Genomic DNA, 16,158 nt, shown 5'->3' with positions numbered 1-16,158 from the left:
ATCCGCGCCTTCGCCAATTAGCCACGTTGCAAGACTGGCGCCGCCGTCAAAGCTGCTGATCTCCCCCCTTGCGGGGGAGATGCCCGGCAGGGCAGAGGGGGGCGCCTCGCGCCGACTCACGCGGTTACAGCCCTGATTGCCGGATAAAGCGCCCGGTAGCGCTGATAGGCGTCGGCATAGACCCCGCCAAGGGCCGCGTCCGGTTCGATCGTCGCATCCGTTCTCGGTGCCGTACAGACTTCAAGCGGATCGGCACCCGTCGCAGCAATCAGACCGAGCCGTGCGGCACCAAAGGCGGCGCCGAAATCGCCGTCGGCGGGAATGTCGACAGGCAGTTGAAGCGCGGTGGCAATCGCCTTCAACCAGTAGTGCGAGCGCGAGCCGCCGCCGATCGCCGTCACCCGCGTCAAGTTCGTGCCGGCCTTGGCCAGCGCTTCGAGGCTGTCGCGGAAGGCAAAGGCCACACCCTCCAGCACGGCCTGGGTCAGCACGGCACGGCTCGATTCATGCGCCAGCCCGGTGAACGCGCCGCGAATGGCGGCATCATTGTAGGGTGTGCGCTCACCCGAAAGATAAGGCAGGAAGGACACGCCGCTGGGCGCCTTCAATGTGTCGCCGAGCTCAACGGTCAATTCACCGGCGCTCTTCCCGGTGATTTCGGACAGCCAGTTGAGCGAATCCGTCGCCGACAGGATGACCCCCATCTGATGCCAGGTGTTCGGCAGCGCGTGGCAGAAGGTATGCACGGCACTTGCCGGGTTGGGCAGGTAGGAAGCGTTGGCGGCAAACAGCACGCCCGATGTGCCGAGCGAGACGAAAGCGTGGCCGGCGCCGACCGTGCCCATGCCGCAGGCCGAGGCCGCATTGTCGCCGGCGCCGCCGGCGATCGGAATGCCGGCCTGGACGCCCCATTTCGATGCCAATTCGCTGCGCAGTGCGCCTGCCTTGTGCGTACCCTCAACCAGCGACGGCATCTGCCTCTCGTCGAGCGACGTCGCTGCGAGCAGGTCCGTACTCCAGCGCCGCTTGCCGACATCGAGCCAGGAGGTACCGGCAGAATCCGACATTTCCGAAATGTGTTCGCCCGAAAGCCAGAGCCGCAGGAAGTCCTTGGGCAGCAGCACTTTTGCGACCTTGGCGAAGAGAGCGGGTTCGTTGTTTTTCACCCAGGCAAGTTTCGGCGCGGTGAAACCGGGAAAGACGATGTTGCCGGTCAGGGCGCGGAAGCGCGGATCGGCGTCGAGCACGGCCGCCTCGGCATGGCTGCGCGTGTCGTTCCACAGGATGCAGGGACGCAGCACCTTGTCGGCGGCGTCGAGCAGCGTGGCGCCATGCATCTGCCCGGACAGGCCAATGCCCTTGACTGCCGCGAGTTCATCCGGATGGGAGGATCTGAGTTCGGCGATTGCGTCTTCGCAGGCCCGGATCCAGTGCTCGGGATTCTGTTCCGACCAGCCGGGATGCGGCCGTGAAACATCAAGCGAACCGTGGCCGGAACCGATGACGGTTTGCCCGGCATCGATCAGCAGCGCCTTGACGCCCGACGTCCCGAGATCGAGGCCCAGATACATGTCTTCCTCCCACGCCAGTTAATTTTTTCGGGTCTCGAAAAAATCTGACTTGGCCAGTTTTTAAAACAAGATCCGCTTCGGGTCAATTCTCCGACAAATCGGCGGCGCGTCGCACAAACAGCGCTGACAGCGGACTGTCGGGCCGCGCCATCGAACGCTCGGCCGTGAGCGCCCTGGCCAGCGCACCCTCACCGGCGCGCAACGCTGCCTCGATCAGCGTCAGGTCGATAACATCGCGTTGGGCGTGGCTGCCGCCGAAACGATGAGCGATCGAGCGGATCGGCCGGATCAGGCGCACGGCCTCGGTGTAGCTGCCCTCACCGAATGCCTTGATGGCGAGCGTCAGCGGATGGCCGACATCCCGCGTGAAAGCCGCATTGTCGTCGCTGCCACGCATGGCCTCGCGCTGCGCCTCGAGCAAAGCGAGGGCCGGCGCATCGAACCCTGCACCGACAAAGGCCATCATCGCGTGGGCATCGTTGAAGGCATAATTGCCGGCGCCGGCCTTGTGCCAATTGGCGGCGAGCGCCGCCCAGCGGTCGCCGACATTGACGCCGCCGAGGGCGAGCCGCCACAAGACTGCCGAGGCATCGACCATGTTGAGCGCCATCGTCGATTGTACGCTGTAGATAGGGCCGTCATAGAGGGCCAGCACCGCGTCGGTTTCGCCGAGATCGTAATGGAACAGCGCCAGGTGCCACCAATTGTGCACCTGCAGGAAGCTCTCCCTTGTCCACGCTTCCGGGTTGGCCTGCATCCAGGCGATGCCATCCCTTTGCCGGCTCTGCATTTCCATGACATGGGCGACGGCGTGCTGGGCCCAGCCATCGCGCGGCTCCATGTCGACCGCCGCGCGGCCAAGCTGCTCGGCCCTGACATAATCACCCATTTCCTCCAGCCCGAAGGCCTGCATGCCGAGCATGGCGTGGTAGCCGGGCATGCCGCTTTGCCATGACGGCAGGGCGCGTGCGATGCGGTCGCGCAGCATGCGTGCATTGCCGGTGAAGAAATCGATCTGGTGGCCGACCTGCAGCGCCAGCCCGTCGCGGGGCGTCTCGATGGTGATGTCCTCGAGAATGCGGCTGGCTTGATGCCATCGTCCGCTGGCGAGATGCCCGAGGGCCGAGACATGCGCCCGCTCGCGCGTGGTCGCGGCAAGCGGCAGTGCGGCCTCATGGCAGGCCTTGGCCACGGCCGTCGCCTCCCGCTCGGTGGCGAGGCCGAACAGATATCCCTTGAAGACATGCGCCATGACGAAGCCGGGATCTTCCGCGATGGCGCGGTCGACGGAGGCTACGGGATCGCCGATGAAGCACTGCAGTTCACGCACTGCCTGGCTGTAGGGGGTGAATCCCGCCTCCGTGGCGCCCGAAAATGCCAGGCCGAATGCGTCCCTGGTTGCCATGCGATGTCCTTCTGTCGACCCGTGACAGGCCCTCGATCCTTCGGCCCAAACCGATCCTAAAGCATGGGCCACGGCAACGCCAACCGCGCGCTACGCCAGGTCATTTGAGTAGTCTTTGCAGTTTAGCAACCATGCGGGGCAGATTAGGCTTTGTAAAATCGAATGAATTGTGTCTTCATTACGGCGACTGGCGGGGGCTGGAAATCGCGAATCGAGAGGGGACGCGATGCGGCATATGAAGAACTCACTTCCGAACAGTCATTCGGAGGATGTGCAGGTGGCAGTTGCTTCGCTACGGCGAAAGCCGCATCCGCTACACCCGTGGCTTATTAGCATCCTCTCAACTACGGCTTTTGCGTTGCTGCCCAACTCCGCCGCGTTTGCCGCATGCGTGCTGGGTCCATCCGCCGGAAACACCGTTTACACCTGCGACAGCGGCGATTCAGGCGGCAGCCTCGCCGATCCCGATGGCGACAACACGCTCAATTTTCCCGCCGGGGGCACCGGGCAGATATCAGGCAATGTCACCTTTGGCGTCGGCACGGACCGCATCGATATGCAGTCAGGCACCATCACCGGCACCGTCGATCAGGGTGGCGGCACCGATTTTTTCACCATCGGCGCGGGTACCGTCGCCGGCAATGTCCAGCAGGGCGCCGGCATCGACGACTTCAACATGAGCGGCGGCCAGATCGGTTCGCTCAACCAGGGCGATGGCCTGGACACGTTCACCATGACCGGCGGGCGCATCGTCGATTTCTTCGACGATGGCGACCGTGCCGTGATGACCGGTGGCCGCATCGGCCGCGTCAACATGAAGCTCGATCAGAATTACTTCAACATGTCCGGCGGCACCATCGACCGCAACCTCGTCACCGGCTTCGACAAGGACACGATCATCCTGTCGGGCGGCACCATCGGCGGCAACATCAGCGTCAGCGGCGGCAACGACAGCGTCACGGTCACCGGCGGTACGGTCGGTGGCGATATACTGATGAGCTTTGGCGCCGACAGTTTCGTCTGGAACGGTGGCGGCATCATCTATGGTTCCGTCGATCTCGGCGGCGACAACGACACCGCCGAACTCAGCAACCTCACCAACGCCAATCTCGGTGCCACGAATACCATATCGGGTGGTCTCGGCACCGACGCGCTCACCCTGGACAACGTCAAACTAGATGGGATCAGCCGGCTCCAGAACTGGGAAAGCATCGACGCCACCAATGACACCGAGCTGACGCTCGATGGCAATCTGGTGCTCGGCGACAGCGGCACCGGCACAGGTTCGCTCAGTGTCGATGCCGCAAGCACGCTCTATGGCGGCGGTTTCAACGCGGCGATCCAGGCGTTTACGGCGGGTCAGTTGGCGCAGGTCACCAATGCCGGACGCATCGACCTGACCAATGGCAGCACCGGTGCCACCGACAGCCTGACGATTTCGGGCAATTATGTCGGCCTGGGTGGCCTGCTGCTTATCCAGACCGAGCTCGGTGACGATTCCTCCGCATCCGACAAGTTGGTCCTGTCGAGCGGAACGGCTTCCGGTTCGACCGGCATCTCCGTGGTCAATCTCGGCGGCGCGGGGGCTGCGACCACGCAGGACGGCATCATGGTCGTCCAGGCAATCAACGGCGCCACCTCGGGCGCCACGACATTTGCGCTCGACGCCCCGGTCGCCGCCGGTGCCTTCGAATATTACCTGTTCAAGGGCGGCGTCAGCGCCGGCAGCGAGGAGAACTGGTACCTGCGCTCGACGCTGAACACGCCGGCCCCGCCGGCCGCAGCCCCGCCGGTGCTGGAACCTGCTCCGCCGCCGGAACCTGAGCCGCCGGCGGCCGAACCGCCGCCGCCGCCGCCCATCGACCCTGCGCCGCCGCCGCCGCCGGAATCCACCCCCGGCGACCCCGATCCGGTTGATCCGGCGCCGCCGGTCGTGCCGACCGATCCGCCGCCCGCGACACCACCGGCACCACCGCCGGCACCAGTGGCAGATCCGCCCCCGCCGCCGCCGGTGGTGCCAACGGAGGTGCCCGACCTACCGACACCAGCGGCGGGCGAGGAGATCCTGCTCTATCGCATCGAGGTTCCGGTCTATTCGGCCTTGCCGCCGGTCGCCGAACATCTGGCGATGACGACGCTCGGCACCTTCCACGAACGGCGCGGCGAGCAGAGCCTGTTGTCGAACACCGAGCTGTCGCCGGTCTGGGGCCGCATCTTCGGTCAGGACAGCAAGATGGCGTATTCAGGAACGGTATCGCCGTCCTTCGACGGCACCCTGTTCGGCCTTCAGGCGGGCTTCGATCTGTTCGGCCGCGAAACCGCGTCGGGCCAGACCGATCGCGCCGGCCTGTTCGTCGCCTATGCCAGCATGAATGGCGACGTGCGCGGCCAGGCGCTGGGCTGGGACAATCTGTCCGTCGGCAGCATGGATATCAACGGCACCAGCGTCGGCGGCTACTGGACCCGGATCGGTCAGGGTGGCTGGTACCTGGACGGCGTCCTCATGGCCACCTTCTTCGGCGGAAACGCAACATCGTCGCGCGACATCGGCATCGATGTCGGCGGGACCGGCATCACCGCTTCGCTGGAAGGCGGCTATCCCATCGCGCTGGGGCAAGGCTGGACGCTTGAACCGCAGGCGCAACTGGTCTGGCAGCAACTGTCGCTCGACGATGCGTCAGACCGCTTTGCTTCGGTTTCCTTTGATACGGACGGCAGCGTGACCGGCCGGCTCGGCGCACGGCTGCAAGGCGAAACAACGATCAATGGCATGGCGCTGCAGCCGTACCTCAAGGCCAACATCTGGCACGATTTCGGCGGCACGAGCCATGTCAATTTCGACACCACCGATATCTCCACCGAGGGCAGATCGACCTCGTTCGAATTCGGTGGCGGTGTGATCGCCAAGGTGACGGACAAGGTCAGCATCTTCGCCACCGGCGACTACACCACCAATCTCGGCGGCGACGAGCGTCGGATCCTCGAAGGCAATCTGGGGTTCAGCGTCAAATGGTAAGGCCGGTCATGACCCCGAAAAACAGTTTCGGGGTCACGGTCAGACAGAGAGCCTAATTGCTGGAACGCATCGCCACCGTGGCGATGCCGGCGCCAACCAGCAGCGTGCCGCCGGTGCGGTTGAAGATGCGGATCGCCTTGGGATTGCGCACCACGTTGCGTGCGCGTGAGGCGATCAGCGCATAGCCGAAAGCATTGGCAAAGGCGAGCGCCAGGAAGGTCGTCTCGAAGATCAGCATCTGCGTCCAGAAATCGGCGTACCGGTCGAGGAACTGCGGCAGGAAGGCGACGAAGAAGGTGATGCTTTTCGGATTGAGCGCGGTGACCAGCCAGGCGTGCGCCATCATCTTGGCCGAGGAGACCGCGTCGGTGCGCGGTTCGGCCTTCAGCGCGCCGCCTGCGCGAAACAGTTTCACGCCGAGATAGATCAGATAGCCGGCGCCGATCAGCTTCAGGATGGTGAAGACGGTCGCCGAAGCCGCCAGCAGCGCGCCGATACCCAGCATCGACAAGGTCATCGCCGTGAAGTCGCCCAGCGCCACGCCGATCGCCATCGGCAAGGCGGTGCGCCAGCCCTGGCCCAGCGCGTAGGACACGACGAGAAGGATGGTCGGACCCGGAATGATGAGAAGGATCGTCGATGCGGCAGCGAAGGCGGCCCAGTTTTCGAAGGACATGCTCATCTCCTTTGAGCTTAAAGAAGAGGATAAATCCTTAGGCCCGGGAGAATGTAAAGAGGCGATTGACCTGACTGCGCCAGCGGCGGATCGGTGTCAGTTCGCGCCGCTCGGCGTGCTCACGATATCGGCCAGGCTGACATTGGCACCGAGAACGGTTGCCGCCGCGACAATGGCAGCGGCAAAAAGCTTGATGTCGGTTTTTAAGGTCTTGCACATGGAGGGCCCTCGCTGATGGTTCGAGGAGTAGGAAACGCCGGCGCCGGGAATATGACCCGGCCGAGGTCTTTTTGTGCAGCAGCCTTCGTTCAAGCTCAGGCAAGAAGGTCGAACATCGTCAAGGCCATGCGCAAATGCAGGCTGTGCAAGGTCTTCACGCTTTATCAACCATGAATGATGAAAATGCCCGCTATCCGGCCGGACCGTGCTTCCCGCCGACAGCGTAGGGTCTGGGTATATGCGTGAGTTGCCGGAAGGTCTGACGCCGCCGCGAAATGGCGACGCAATCGAAACCGATCATCATCTTTCCCGCCGTGCCATCCTGTCCGGGGCAGGGGCGCTCGCGCTGCTGAGCGCCGCCGGTTGCTCGACCTCGGGCTTGGGTCTGCCGGCGCTCGAGCTCGACGACGTCACCACGGGTTCCGTGCGGCCGATCCGGCCAAGCATCAGCGTCGACAAGAACATCACCAGCCCCGGCGTGATGTATGCCGCGATGACGGATGGTGGCTTCAACGTGCCGGAAGTGCCGTATCTGAAGGTCAAGCCGGAATTCCGCCGCCAGATTGTCGTCGACACGACAGGCGAGGCACCCGGCACCATCGTCGTCCATCTCAAGGAGCGCATGCTCTATCTCGTCCAGCCGGGTGGCGACGCCATTCGCTACGGCGTCGGCATCGGCAAGGATGGTTTCCGCTGGTCGGGTCGCGCCAACATCCAGTACGGCAGGGAATGGCCGACCTGGACGCCGCCGCCGGAGATGATTGCCCGCAAGCCTGAACTGGTGAAATGGCAAGCCGGACAGCCCGGCGGCCTCACCAATCCGCTCGGCGCGCGTGCCCTCTACATCTACCAGGACGGCAAGGACACCGGCTATCGCATCCACGGCTCGCCCGAATGGTGGAGCATCGGCCAGGCGATGTCGTCGGGCTGCGTGCGCCTGATCAACCAGGACATCATCGACCTCTACAGCCGCGTCTCCAAGAAAAATCCGGTCGTCGTCGTCTGACGCTTATGCGGCGTGTTGGCGCCGCTCGAAACTCCCGTTGCGCGATGCGGCAAGACAGGCCAAGGTGCCTTGAAAACCATCGCGCCGGGAGAAATCAAGCATGGCTGGAACGTTTGTCATCGCGCAGGGCGGCGGCCCAACCGCCGTCATCAACCAGACGGTTGTCGGAGCGACGCTAGAGATCCGCAAGCGGCATCCCGGTGCCAAGGTGCTGGGCTCCATCCATGGTGTGCGCGGCATCCGTGACGGCAATTATGTCGACCTTTCCGCCATCCCCGAGGACCGGCTGCGGCTGATTGCCGGCACGCCGAGCGCCGCCCTCGGCTCGACCCGCGACAAGCCCGATGCCGCCTATTGCGACGTCATCCTCGACGGCCTGAAGAAGACCGGCGCAGACGCCTTCATCTATATCGGCGGCAACGACACGTCGGGTACGCAGCAGATCCTGACCGATGCCGCCGGCGGCAAGATCGCCTTCGTCCATGCGCCAAAAACCATCGACAATGATCTCGAGGAAAACGACCACACGCCGGGCTTCATTTCGGCGGCCGAGTTCGTCGCTGGCGCCTTCCTCTCCGTCGATCTCGATTTCCGTGCGCTGCCCGGCATCTATGTCGGCATCGTCATGGGCCGGCATGCCGGCTTCCTGACCGCGGCCGCCGCTGCCTGGCAACTCGACGCCGACAGCGGCCCGCACCTCGTCTACGTGCCCGAGCGCCCATTCTCAGCCGCCGGCTTCATCGACGACGTCCGTGCCACGCTCGATCGCCACAAGCGCTGCATCGTCGCCGTTTCGGAAGGGGTCAGCACCGCCGACGGCAAGGCCCTGGTCGAAAGCCTGGTGCCGCCGGACAAGCTTGAGCGCGACGCGCACGGCAACGTCAAGCTGTCGGGCAGCGACCTGCCGGCCGCACTCGAGCGCGCGTTGGCCGAAGGCCTGCCGGGCAAGCGGGCCCGCGTCGATGCGCTAGGCTACATGCCGCGCGGCTATATCGGCGCCATCAGCGCGGTCGACGCGCAGGAGGCCTTCGATGCCGGCGCTTTTGCCGTCACTGTCGCCGAACAGGGCGGCGGTTCGGTGGCGCTGCAATATGACGGCACCAGAACGGTGCTGAAGAAGGTGCCGCTGAAGAACGTCGCCGGCAAGACACGCCACATGCCGGGCGATTTCATGAAGCCCGAGGTCAATCAGCTGTCGGATGCCGGCATGGCCTATCTCAAGCGGCTGGTGCCGGAAAAGTACAAGGTCGGGAAGCCCTTCGTCTGATGCCGGGCTCACACTTGATGCCCGGCTCGCTTCTCATGCCGGACTCACACTTGATGCCAGGCTGGTTCAGCAGGAGCGTCGTCGACGACAAGACGACGATGCTGACCGAGCCCTTCGTGCATGCCTATGTTCGGGCCAATATCTGGCATCTGCGCGGTCGCGATGCCGACCTGCTGGTCGACACCGGCATGGGCATCTGTCCGCTGGCGCCGCAGATCGAGACGGCGGACGGCAAGCCGCTGCTGGTCGTCGCCACCCACATCCATCTTGACCATGTCGGCTCGCTGCATGAATTCCCGTTGCGGGCCGGGCCAAGGATGAGCGCGGAACAATTCGAGAGCATGGATGAGGCGGCGACCTACGCCTACATGTTTCATGACCTCGAGGGTGCCGTCTCGAAACTGCCGGCGCCCGGATGGAAGTCGGCCGACTACAGGATCCCGCCCGCGCCCTTGACGCGAACCCTGGACGAGGGCGATGTCGTCGATCTTGGCGACTGGCAATTTCGCGTGCTGCATTTGCCGGGCCATTCACCGGATTCGATCGCGCTGTTCGACGAGGTCGACGGCCTGTTCTTCAGCGGCGATGCCATCTACGACGCCATGCTGATCGACGACCTGCCGGATTCCGACCGAGCCGCCTATGTCAGCACGATGCAGCGCCTGCTCGACTTGCCGATCCGCATCGGTCACGGAGGACACGGACCGAGCTTCGACGGCAAGCGCATGCGCGAGATTGCCACGGCCTATCTCGAGCGAACCGCCGGTGGCTGAGGCTCCAGCGAGGCAGCAAGGCGGGGCCCGACGACTTTGCGACGCTGCCGCCGTGCGGATATTAAATCTTCGTAAGGTCGCCCTAAAACCCTAAATCGGGCGAATCCGCGCCCTAGATGCAAGGCCGTCGATCCGGTTGGCTGCCATGTAGGCGAGACGGGCAATTGCGACCTCGACACGCCGATGACCGATTTTCCCCGCACGGGAGAGGCCACGGCGCTGGATCAACTCTCGCCCGGACAAACGACCATGTCAGATATCCTTCGTAGGCATCGCGTCGCGGCCTTGCTGGGCGCTGCGCTGATCATATCCCCCTTCGTCATGTCTTTCGCCCAAGGCGAGGGCAACACCGTTCCGACGACCCAGACGCCTGTTGCCGGCATCACTGCACCCAACGGCTCGTTCGCGCCCATCGTGGCCGCCGACAAGCCGGCGGTGGTGACGGTTACCACCGTCATGAAGGCACAGCCTGAAACGATGAGCGATGCCTCTCCTTTCGACGGCGGCTCGCCTTTCGATGACTATTTCCGCCAGTTCTTCGGTGACCAGGGCATGCCGACGCCCAAGACGCCGCCACAACAGCAACCGCAGCGCGCCGAGGCGCTGGGTTCCGGCTTCATCGTCGGCGCGGATGGTACCATCGTCACCAACAATCACGTCATCGATGGCGCCTCTTCGATCAAGGTTACGCTCGACGACGGCACCGAACTTCCGGCCAAGCTTGTCGGCCGCGATGCCAAGAACGATCTCGCCGTACTCAAGATCAAGTCGGACAAACCCCTGCCGACAGTCAAATGGGGCGATTCCGACAAGCTCATGCCAGGCGACCAGGTGCTGGCCTTCGGCAACCCGTTCGGCATCGGCACCACCGTCACGGCAGGCATCGTCTCGGCGCGCGGCCGTGACCTGCATAGTGGGCCTTTCGACGATTTCATCCAGATCGACGCGCCGATCAACCACGGCAATTCCGGCGGCCCGCTGGTGGATGTCGCCGGCAATGTCGTCGGCATCAACACGGCGATCTATTCACCCAATGGCGGCAGCGTCGGCGTCGGTTTTGCCATTCCGTCGGGCCAGGCCCAGAAGGTGGTCGCCAAGCTGATGAAGGGCGGCTCCATCCAGTACGGCTATATCGGCGTTCAGATCCAGGAGGTGACGCCGGATGTCGCGAGCGCCATCGGGCTCGACCATTCCGGCGGTGCGCTGGTTTCAGAGGTCAACGACGGTTCGCCGGCGGCCAAGGCCGGCATCGAGACGGGTGACGTCATCACCAGCTTTGCCGGGCAGGACGTGAAGGATCCCAAGGACCTGTCGCGGGCGGTCGCAGATGTCGCGCCGGGCGCCCGGGAAACGGTCGATGTCTGGCGCAAAGGCAAGCCGATTCGGATTTCCGTCGATGTCGGCCAAAACAGCGCCGATGCGAGGACCGCGTCGCTGGACGACGGGTCCGACGCGCCGAGCGCCGGGCGCGCTCCGGCGATAGGGCTCGGCTTGATGGATATAACACCCGACATTCGCCAGCAGATGAACCTTGCCGGCAAGCAGCACGGCGCGGTGGTTGCCAGCGTCAACCCCGACAAAGCGGCCGCCGCTTCCGGAATACAGGCCGGCGACATCATCGTTGCCGTCAATCAGGTGCCGGTCAAGAATGCCAGGCAGGTAACCCAGGCGATCGCCTTGGCCGGCAAGTCCGGCAGGAAATCGGTGCTGTTGCTGGTCGAGCGTGGCGACGCTCAAATGTACATCGCGGTGCCTTTCGCCAATGGCTGAGAAATGGCGTTGACGTGCACGCGGAGCGGCAGGTCCATCGGTGACGGTCCCGCCGGTCTCCGCCCGTCAAGATTTAGGTTGCCCGTCACGACATCTTCGAGAACATTGCGTCAGGCCGATAGTGGCCTGATCGCATGGGGATTGCCGCTATGGTCACCCGAGGTTTCTCTTCAGGACGGCGCCCGCCAACCGATGGCGATGCCCGCATCCCGCCAGGCCAGTATCTAGAACAGGGTTCCCGGTGCTGTCGGCCGGTCCGACGCCACGCGTGCGTACCGAGGATTGGTCTTTCACGCTGAAACACGGGCCACGCCCGATCAAGAAATGGAACTGGACCGAGTTCAACGCGCTGCCGATGACCAAAATGACACGCGATATCCATTGCGTGACAGCATGGACCAAATTCGACACGCCGTGGCAGGGTGTGCTGGTCGACGATATCCTTGCCGATGCGGGGGTCGAGCCGCCGACCGGCTTCACGTTGGCGCACGCGTTCGACGGCTACACCACCAACGTGCCGGTCACGGATCTCACCGCCGGCAAGGCCATGGTGGCGCTGCTCTACGAAGGCAAGCCGATCACACCGGACCATGGCGGCCCGGCAAGGCTGCTGGTGCCGCATCTTTATTTCTGGAAATCGGCCAAATGGTTGAACGGCCTGCAATTCACCACGCGCGACGAGCCCGGTTTCTGGGAATTGCGCGGCTACCACATCTATGGCGACCCATGGCGCGAGCAGCGCTACACGGATGATCCATGAGCGATGCGGCAGCAGTGCAGTCGCCCTGGCAAACAGCCAGCATCGTCCGCATCGAAAAGCGCACGCCGCGTGTCACCAGCTTCTTTTTCCAGCCGTCTCGGCCCTTCGCCTATCGCGCAGGGCAGCATGTCGACGTCAGGCTAACGGCGCCGGACGGCTATCAGGCGCGCCGCTCCTATTCCATCGCCTCCGCGCCCGAAACGCATGGCGTAATTGAACTGGCGATCGAAAAACTCGACGATGGCGAGGTCTCGCCCTTCTTCCACGAGGTCGCGGCAGTGGGCGATGAAATAGAACTGCGCGGGCCGCTTGGCGGGCATTTCGTCTGGCCCGAGGATGAGAGTGGGCCGCTTGTTCTGGTCGGCGGCGGTTCGGGCGTCGTGCCCTTGATGTCGATGCTCCGCCACCGCGCCGCACGTAATTCAGCGGTGCCCGTCGTCCTGGTCTTTTCGGTCCGGGTCTGGGACGAAGTGATCTTTCGTGACGAGCTGATCGTTCTCGATGAGCGCCAGGACGGCTTCGACCTGGTGCTGACACTGACCCGCGAAGCTGCACGCCGTCCAGCCGACTATGCGCGGCGGGTGGACGTCGCGATGATGGTGCAAGCCATGACGCGGCTGCCGGAGCCGCCTGGCATCGCCTTCGTCTGCGGCTCCAACGCCTTCGTTTCCGCGGCCGCCCAGGCACTGATCGATGCCGGCGTTGCAGCCGAAATCATTCGCACCGAACGCTACGGAGTGTGAACCGACGCCGCCTTTCGAGAAAGGTTCGTCGGATTCGCCGTTAGCCAACCGGCGAGAAATCCGCCGACAGCAGCTCGAAGGGTAAGGCGCCATAGGCGGCCACTGTGGCTTCGTCGTTCCATTCACGAAACTGCCGCGACGGTCGTGCTTCGAGCGTCAAGGCATCTCGCGCGCCGTCGAGCGTCACCTTACCGCGAAAATGCAGCACGCGTTCTCTGCCGGATCGGCTGATGGCCATGGCGCGCAGGCGGGCGACATGGTCGTCGCCGGCATTGATCTCCATTTCGATGCGGCGTCGGACCGGCGGAACGCCGATCCGGACGGTGATATCGAGCATCATGTCGCCGGTCGTTTGCGGACAGGCGATGGCCTGCGAAAACATCAGAGGCGCCGATGCTGCTTGCGGCTTGCGCGCGGCCGGTCTGCCGCGCCAAGGTTTGGCGGGTGGCTCCTGTTGCAACCGACCCTTCTTCCGCTTCAGGCGCAACTGCTTGGCAAGCCCGCGCGACAGCCAGACCAGGCCGCCGAAATCCGTGCGCGGCTTGGCTTGCAGAACCGACGACCAACGCGACAGGCCGGCCCGGTCGGCCATCTCCAAGATTCCGACCATTGTCGGTTCCGGCACCGGAATGCCGATCTCGAACGCCAGATAGGATAGCGCCACCGCCGCTGGAACAGCCAGGCCGCGTCTGCCGACGATGTCGAGGAACATGTCCCAATCGACGTCTTCGCCATGGATGGCGACCGCGCAGTCGACAAGCCAGTCGCTGTGGGTGTGGGCGTCGAGGCCGCCATGGGCGATGGCCAGGGCCATGCGATCGGCCGGCGACGGCACGAAGACCGCGACGCCGCTGAATTCGGCTGGGACCGCCCGTTGCCAGATCGCCAGGTCGTCTTCCGCGCTCGTCTGCGACCCGTCATAGCCGAGCTGGTGCAGGTCGATGTCGCCGAAACGGCCCTTGAAGAAGTTCATCGACCGCAGCGACGCCAACCGGGTTCGCAGATATTGCGCGCTGACGCCCGAGGCGATCTGCCAGTCGCGGTCGCGCAAGATGTCGAAGACGGCAGCCATGTCGCGCGGGCGCACCAGTATGTCGATGTCATGCGCCACCCGGCCCCGCTGCGCCGACGCGTTCAAGGCGATGCGGCTGGCGCCCTTGATCAGCATGATGTCGGCGCCGCCGTCGGCCATCGCCTTCAGCGCCGGCTCGGCTTCGCGCATCGCCATGCGCGACTTCGTCCACAGCATCTTCTGCAGGCCGACGAGGCGCGGATGGGCGGTATGCCCGGCCAGCTTCCTGCCGAACCTGTCGGAGATGGCGGCGAGCAGACGATGTTCTCGAAACGAGGCGAGATCGATGTCGTTCTCGTCCAGCCAGCGCGCGGCGCAGCCAGCGGCCGCGTCCTCATCGGAGAACAGCGCCGCCTTCAGCAACAGGTCCAGTTGGCCGGTGGGCCACGACCAGCCATAGTCCGGGAAGCGGCGGCCGATGCGGCGAACGGGCCTGGCGTTCAATTGGAGCCCGCCTTGTTCCGGGCTCGCCGCTGCATGGCGAGCCTTGCGACCTCGAGATAGCCCCGGTCGCGCGCCGGATCGCGGCCGTAGGAAAGGCTGCCCGGACGGATGCGGCGCAATGCAAGCACGTCGTCGAGCATGGCAAGGGCAAGGCCTGCCTCACGAACCCGGGCGATCCAGTCGATCATCTCGCCGCGGCCGCCTGGTGGGTCGATGATGGGACCGACGCTCTGCACCACCTGCTGGCGGATCATCATCGTCGTGCGCGACCAGCCAGCTCCACTGGTCGCATCGGCCAAATCGGGGTTGTCGCCGCGAAACGTCCGCCAATGCGTAAAGACGCCCGCTGTCCCGGGATGGCGGACGAGATAGGCCAGCTGCTTTTCGATCTTGTTCGGCAGCCACAAATCGTCGGCATCGAGCGTCGCGATGAGCGGCGTCGAGAGTGCCGCAATGCCACGGGTCGTTGCGCTGCCAGGTCCGGCATTGTCCTGTCGCAGCACAGTCACCGGCAGGTTCATCGCATCGATCACCGCAACCGTGTCGTCGGTCGAACCGTCATCGACCACGACGATGGCGTCCGCCTTTACCGTCTGGGCCAGGACGGAGTTCAGGGCCGCGCCGATGGTGGTGGCCGCATTGAAAGCCGGAATGACGACGCCGTAGGCTGCCATCAAAGGAATCGCCACTGCGCGAGATCCTTGAAGTCGAAGATCCCCTCCACCCGGTGCAAGTTGGGGTCGGCCTTACGACGCTTCATCGACTTGTGAATGGCGCGCATGAACTCGCGAAAGGGCACATCGGCTTCCTTGGTCATGTTGCCGGGATGACGCCTGTAATAGAGAGCCACCGTATCGGGCATAACGTATTTTGCCTGGCTCTCAAAGATACGCAACAGATAGTCGGTGTCCTCGGCCTGTTTGAAATCCTCGTCGAAACCACCGGTGCGCTCGATGAGGTCTCGCGCAAAGATCCCGGCGGACAGGTGGATCCCTCGCACGGTGATGGAGTGGCTGTCGGCGGCCGGTTCCAGCGTCTCGCCATCTATCTTGTCGACCAGCGTCATGCGCGAATAGGTCAGGTCCAGGCCCGGATCCTCTTCGAAGCAGGCGAGATCCGCCTTGAAGCGCCCTGTCGGGGAGATGTCGTCCGAATCGAGAAACGACACCAGGCGAGTCTGCGGCAGCAACTGTTTCAGCCCGGCATTGCGCGCTTTGGTGACTCCGCCATTGGTCTGCTGGAAAAGACGAATGCACGGGGCCTCGTCGATCAATGACCTCACGACGGCTGCCGAGCCATCGGTCGACCCATCGTCGATGACGATGATGTCGAGATCGATGTCTTCGCGCTGCCTGAGCAACGAGCGCAGCGCGAGGCCAACGAATTGTTCGCGATTGTAGACCGGCATGATGACGCTCAGCCTCATCGGCGTCTCC

13 protein-coding genes and 1 pseudogene are annotated in these 16,158 nt (G+C 64.2%); 7 read left to right on the top strand and 7 right to left on the bottom strand.

Going from position 1 to position 16,158, the window contains the following annotated elements; translation table 11 throughout:
- Window positions 1-116: 116 nt before the first annotated feature.
- Entirely contained in the window at window positions 117-1,571 is a 1,455-nt protein-coding gene (gene xylB / locus NKJ04_RS00445; RefSeq protein WP_352672786.1) for a xylulokinase, read from the bottom strand.
- 82 nt (window positions 1,572-1,653) lie between these two features.
- The gene (locus NKJ04_RS00440) at window positions 1,654-2,976 is read right to left on the bottom strand and encodes a tetratricopeptide repeat protein (protein WP_352672784.1); all 1,323 of its coding nucleotides are present in this window, start codon (window positions 2,974-2,976) and stop codon (window positions 1,654-1,656) included.
- Between the two features lie 226 nt (window positions 2,977-3,202).
- On the opposite strand from NKJ04_RS00440, the gene NKJ04_RS00435 reads away from it, so the two are divergent.
- The gene (locus NKJ04_RS00435) at window positions 3,203-5,992 is read left to right on the top strand and encodes an autotransporter family protein (RefSeq protein WP_352672782.1); all 2,790 of its coding nucleotides are present in this window, start codon (window positions 3,203-3,205) and stop codon (window positions 5,990-5,992) included.
- Window positions 5,993-6,044: 52 nt separating this feature from the next.
- Here NKJ04_RS00435 and NKJ04_RS00430 read toward each other — a convergent pair whose 3' ends face one another.
- Both NKJ04_RS00430 and NKJ04_RS00425 read right to left on the bottom strand, forming a co-directional pair.
- Window positions 6,045-6,668 (bottom strand): LysE family translocator, encoded by a 624-nt coding sequence (locus NKJ04_RS00430; RefSeq protein WP_128302751.1) that lies wholly within the window; start codon window positions 6,666-6,668, stop codon window positions 6,045-6,047.
- Window positions 6,669-6,764: 96 nt separating this feature from the next.
- Window positions 6,765-6,887, bottom strand: a complete 123-nt coding sequence (locus tag NKJ04_RS00425) for a hypothetical protein (protein ID WP_128302752.1) — start codon at window positions 6,885-6,887, stop codon at window positions 6,765-6,767.
- A gap of 238 nt (window positions 6,888-7,125) precedes the next feature.
- On the opposite strand from NKJ04_RS00425, the gene NKJ04_RS00420 reads away from it, so the two are divergent.
- From NKJ04_RS00420 to NKJ04_RS00395, 6 genes and pseudogenes are all read left to right on the top strand, one after another.
- Window positions 7,126-7,893: a L,D-transpeptidase gene (locus NKJ04_RS00420; RefSeq protein ID WP_128302753.1), complete on the top strand. Its 768-nt coding sequence runs from the start codon at window positions 7,126-7,128 to the stop codon at window positions 7,891-7,893.
- A gap of 100 nt (window positions 7,894-7,993) precedes the next feature.
- Entirely contained in the window at window positions 7,994-9,160 is a 1,167-nt protein-coding gene (locus tag NKJ04_RS00415; protein WP_352672779.1) for a diphosphate--fructose-6-phosphate 1-phosphotransferase, read from the top strand.
- A 53-nt stretch (window positions 9,161-9,213) separates the two neighbouring features.
- The gene (locus tag NKJ04_RS00410) at window positions 9,214-9,933 is read left to right on the top strand and encodes an MBL fold metallo-hydrolase (RefSeq protein ID WP_352672777.1); all 720 of its coding nucleotides are present in this window, start codon (window positions 9,214-9,216) and stop codon (window positions 9,931-9,933) included.
- Between the two features lie 249 nt (window positions 9,934-10,182).
- Window positions 10,183-11,703 carry a DegQ family serine endoprotease gene (locus tag NKJ04_RS00405; protein WP_128302756.1) on the top strand — a complete coding sequence of 507 codons (1,521 nt, stop codon included), beginning with the start codon at window positions 10,183-10,185 and terminating at the stop codon, window positions 11,701-11,703.
- A gap of 149 nt (window positions 11,704-11,852) precedes the next feature.
- Window positions 11,853-12,463, top strand: a pseudogene (locus NKJ04_RS00400) (sulfite oxidase-like oxidoreductase).
- Window positions 12,460-13,206: an FAD-binding oxidoreductase gene (locus NKJ04_RS00395; RefSeq protein WP_128302757.1), complete on the top strand. Its 747-nt coding sequence runs from the start codon at window positions 12,460-12,462 to the stop codon at window positions 13,204-13,206. Before NKJ04_RS00400 ends, NKJ04_RS00395 begins: the two are co-directional and overlap by 4 nt.
- Window positions 13,207-13,246: 40 nt before the next feature.
- On the opposite strand, the gene NKJ04_RS00390 is transcribed toward NKJ04_RS00395, so the two are convergent.
- Genes NKJ04_RS00390 through NKJ04_RS00380 form a run of 3 tightly spaced genes read right to left on the bottom strand, consistent with a single transcriptional unit; the run spans window position 13,247 to window position 16,148 of the window.
- The gene (locus tag NKJ04_RS00390) at window positions 13,247-14,722 is read right to left on the bottom strand and encodes a nucleotidyltransferase family protein (protein WP_352672775.1); all 1,476 of its coding nucleotides are present in this window, start codon (window positions 14,720-14,722) and stop codon (window positions 13,247-13,249) included.
- Window positions 14,719-15,396 carry a glycosyltransferase family 2 protein gene (locus NKJ04_RS00385; protein ID WP_352672773.1) on the bottom strand — a complete coding sequence of 226 codons (678 nt, stop codon included), beginning with the start codon at window positions 15,394-15,396 and terminating at the stop codon, window positions 14,719-14,721. Before NKJ04_RS00385 ends, NKJ04_RS00390 begins: the two co-directional genes overlap by 4 nt.
- On the bottom strand, window positions 15,396-16,148 hold the full coding sequence (locus tag NKJ04_RS00380) for a glycosyltransferase family 2 protein (RefSeq protein WP_352672771.1): 753 nt from the start codon (window positions 16,146-16,148) through the stop codon (window positions 15,396-15,398). The genes NKJ04_RS00385 and NKJ04_RS00380 overlap by 1 nt, the downstream gene beginning before the upstream one ends.
- Window positions 16,149-16,158 lie beyond the last annotated feature (10 nt).

Source organism: Mesorhizobium sp. M0618 (assembly GCF_040320765.1).
In the GTDB taxonomy this organism is placed as follows: Bacteria; Pseudomonadota; Alphaproteobacteria; order Rhizobiales; family Rhizobiaceae; genus Mesorhizobium.
The sequence above is the reverse complement of the archived record's forward strand: the minus strand, read 5'-3'. Positions and strand labels throughout refer to the sequence as shown.

What these genes read in the sequence shown, in the direction of transcription:
- xylB (WP_352672786.1), bottom strand. Translation starts at nt 1,571, where the DNA reads ATGTATCTGGGCCTCGATCTCGGGACGTCGGGCGTCAAGGCGCTGCTG.
- NKJ04_RS00440 (WP_352672784.1), bottom strand. Translation starts at nt 2,976, where the DNA reads ATGGCAACCAGGGACGCATTCGGCCTGGCATTTTCGGGCGCCACGGAG.
- NKJ04_RS00435 (WP_352672782.1), top strand. Translation starts at nt 3,203, where the DNA reads ATGCGGCATATGAAGAACTCACTTCCGAACAGTCATTCGGAGGATGTG.
- NKJ04_RS00430 (WP_128302751.1), bottom strand. Translation starts at nt 6,668, where the DNA reads ATGTCCTTCGAAAACTGGGCCGCCTTCGCTGCCGCATCGACGATCCTT.
- NKJ04_RS00425 (WP_128302752.1), bottom strand. Translation starts at nt 6,887, where the DNA reads ATGTGCAAGACCTTAAAAACCGACATCAAGCTTTTTGCCGCTGCCATT.
- NKJ04_RS00420 (WP_128302753.1), top strand. Translation starts at nt 7,126, where the DNA reads ATGCGTGAGTTGCCGGAAGGTCTGACGCCGCCGCGAAATGGCGACGCA.
- NKJ04_RS00415 (WP_352672779.1), top strand. Translation starts at nt 7,994, where the DNA reads ATGGCTGGAACGTTTGTCATCGCGCAGGGCGGCGGCCCAACCGCCGTC.
- NKJ04_RS00410 (WP_352672777.1), top strand. Translation starts at nt 9,214, where the DNA reads ATGCCAGGCTGGTTCAGCAGGAGCGTCGTCGACGACAAGACGACGATG.
- NKJ04_RS00405 (WP_128302756.1), top strand. Translation starts at nt 10,183, where the DNA reads ATGTCAGATATCCTTCGTAGGCATCGCGTCGCGGCCTTGCTGGGCGCT.
- NKJ04_RS00395 (WP_128302757.1), top strand. Translation starts at nt 12,460, where the DNA reads ATGAGCGATGCGGCAGCAGTGCAGTCGCCCTGGCAAACAGCCAGCATC.
- NKJ04_RS00385 (WP_352672773.1), bottom strand. Translation starts at nt 15,396, where the DNA reads ATGGCAGCCTACGGCGTCGTCATTCCGGCTTTCAATGCGGCCACCACC.
- NKJ04_RS00380 (WP_352672771.1), bottom strand. Translation starts at nt 16,148, where the DNA reads ATGAGGCTGAGCGTCATCATGCCGGTCTACAATCGCGAACAATTCGTT.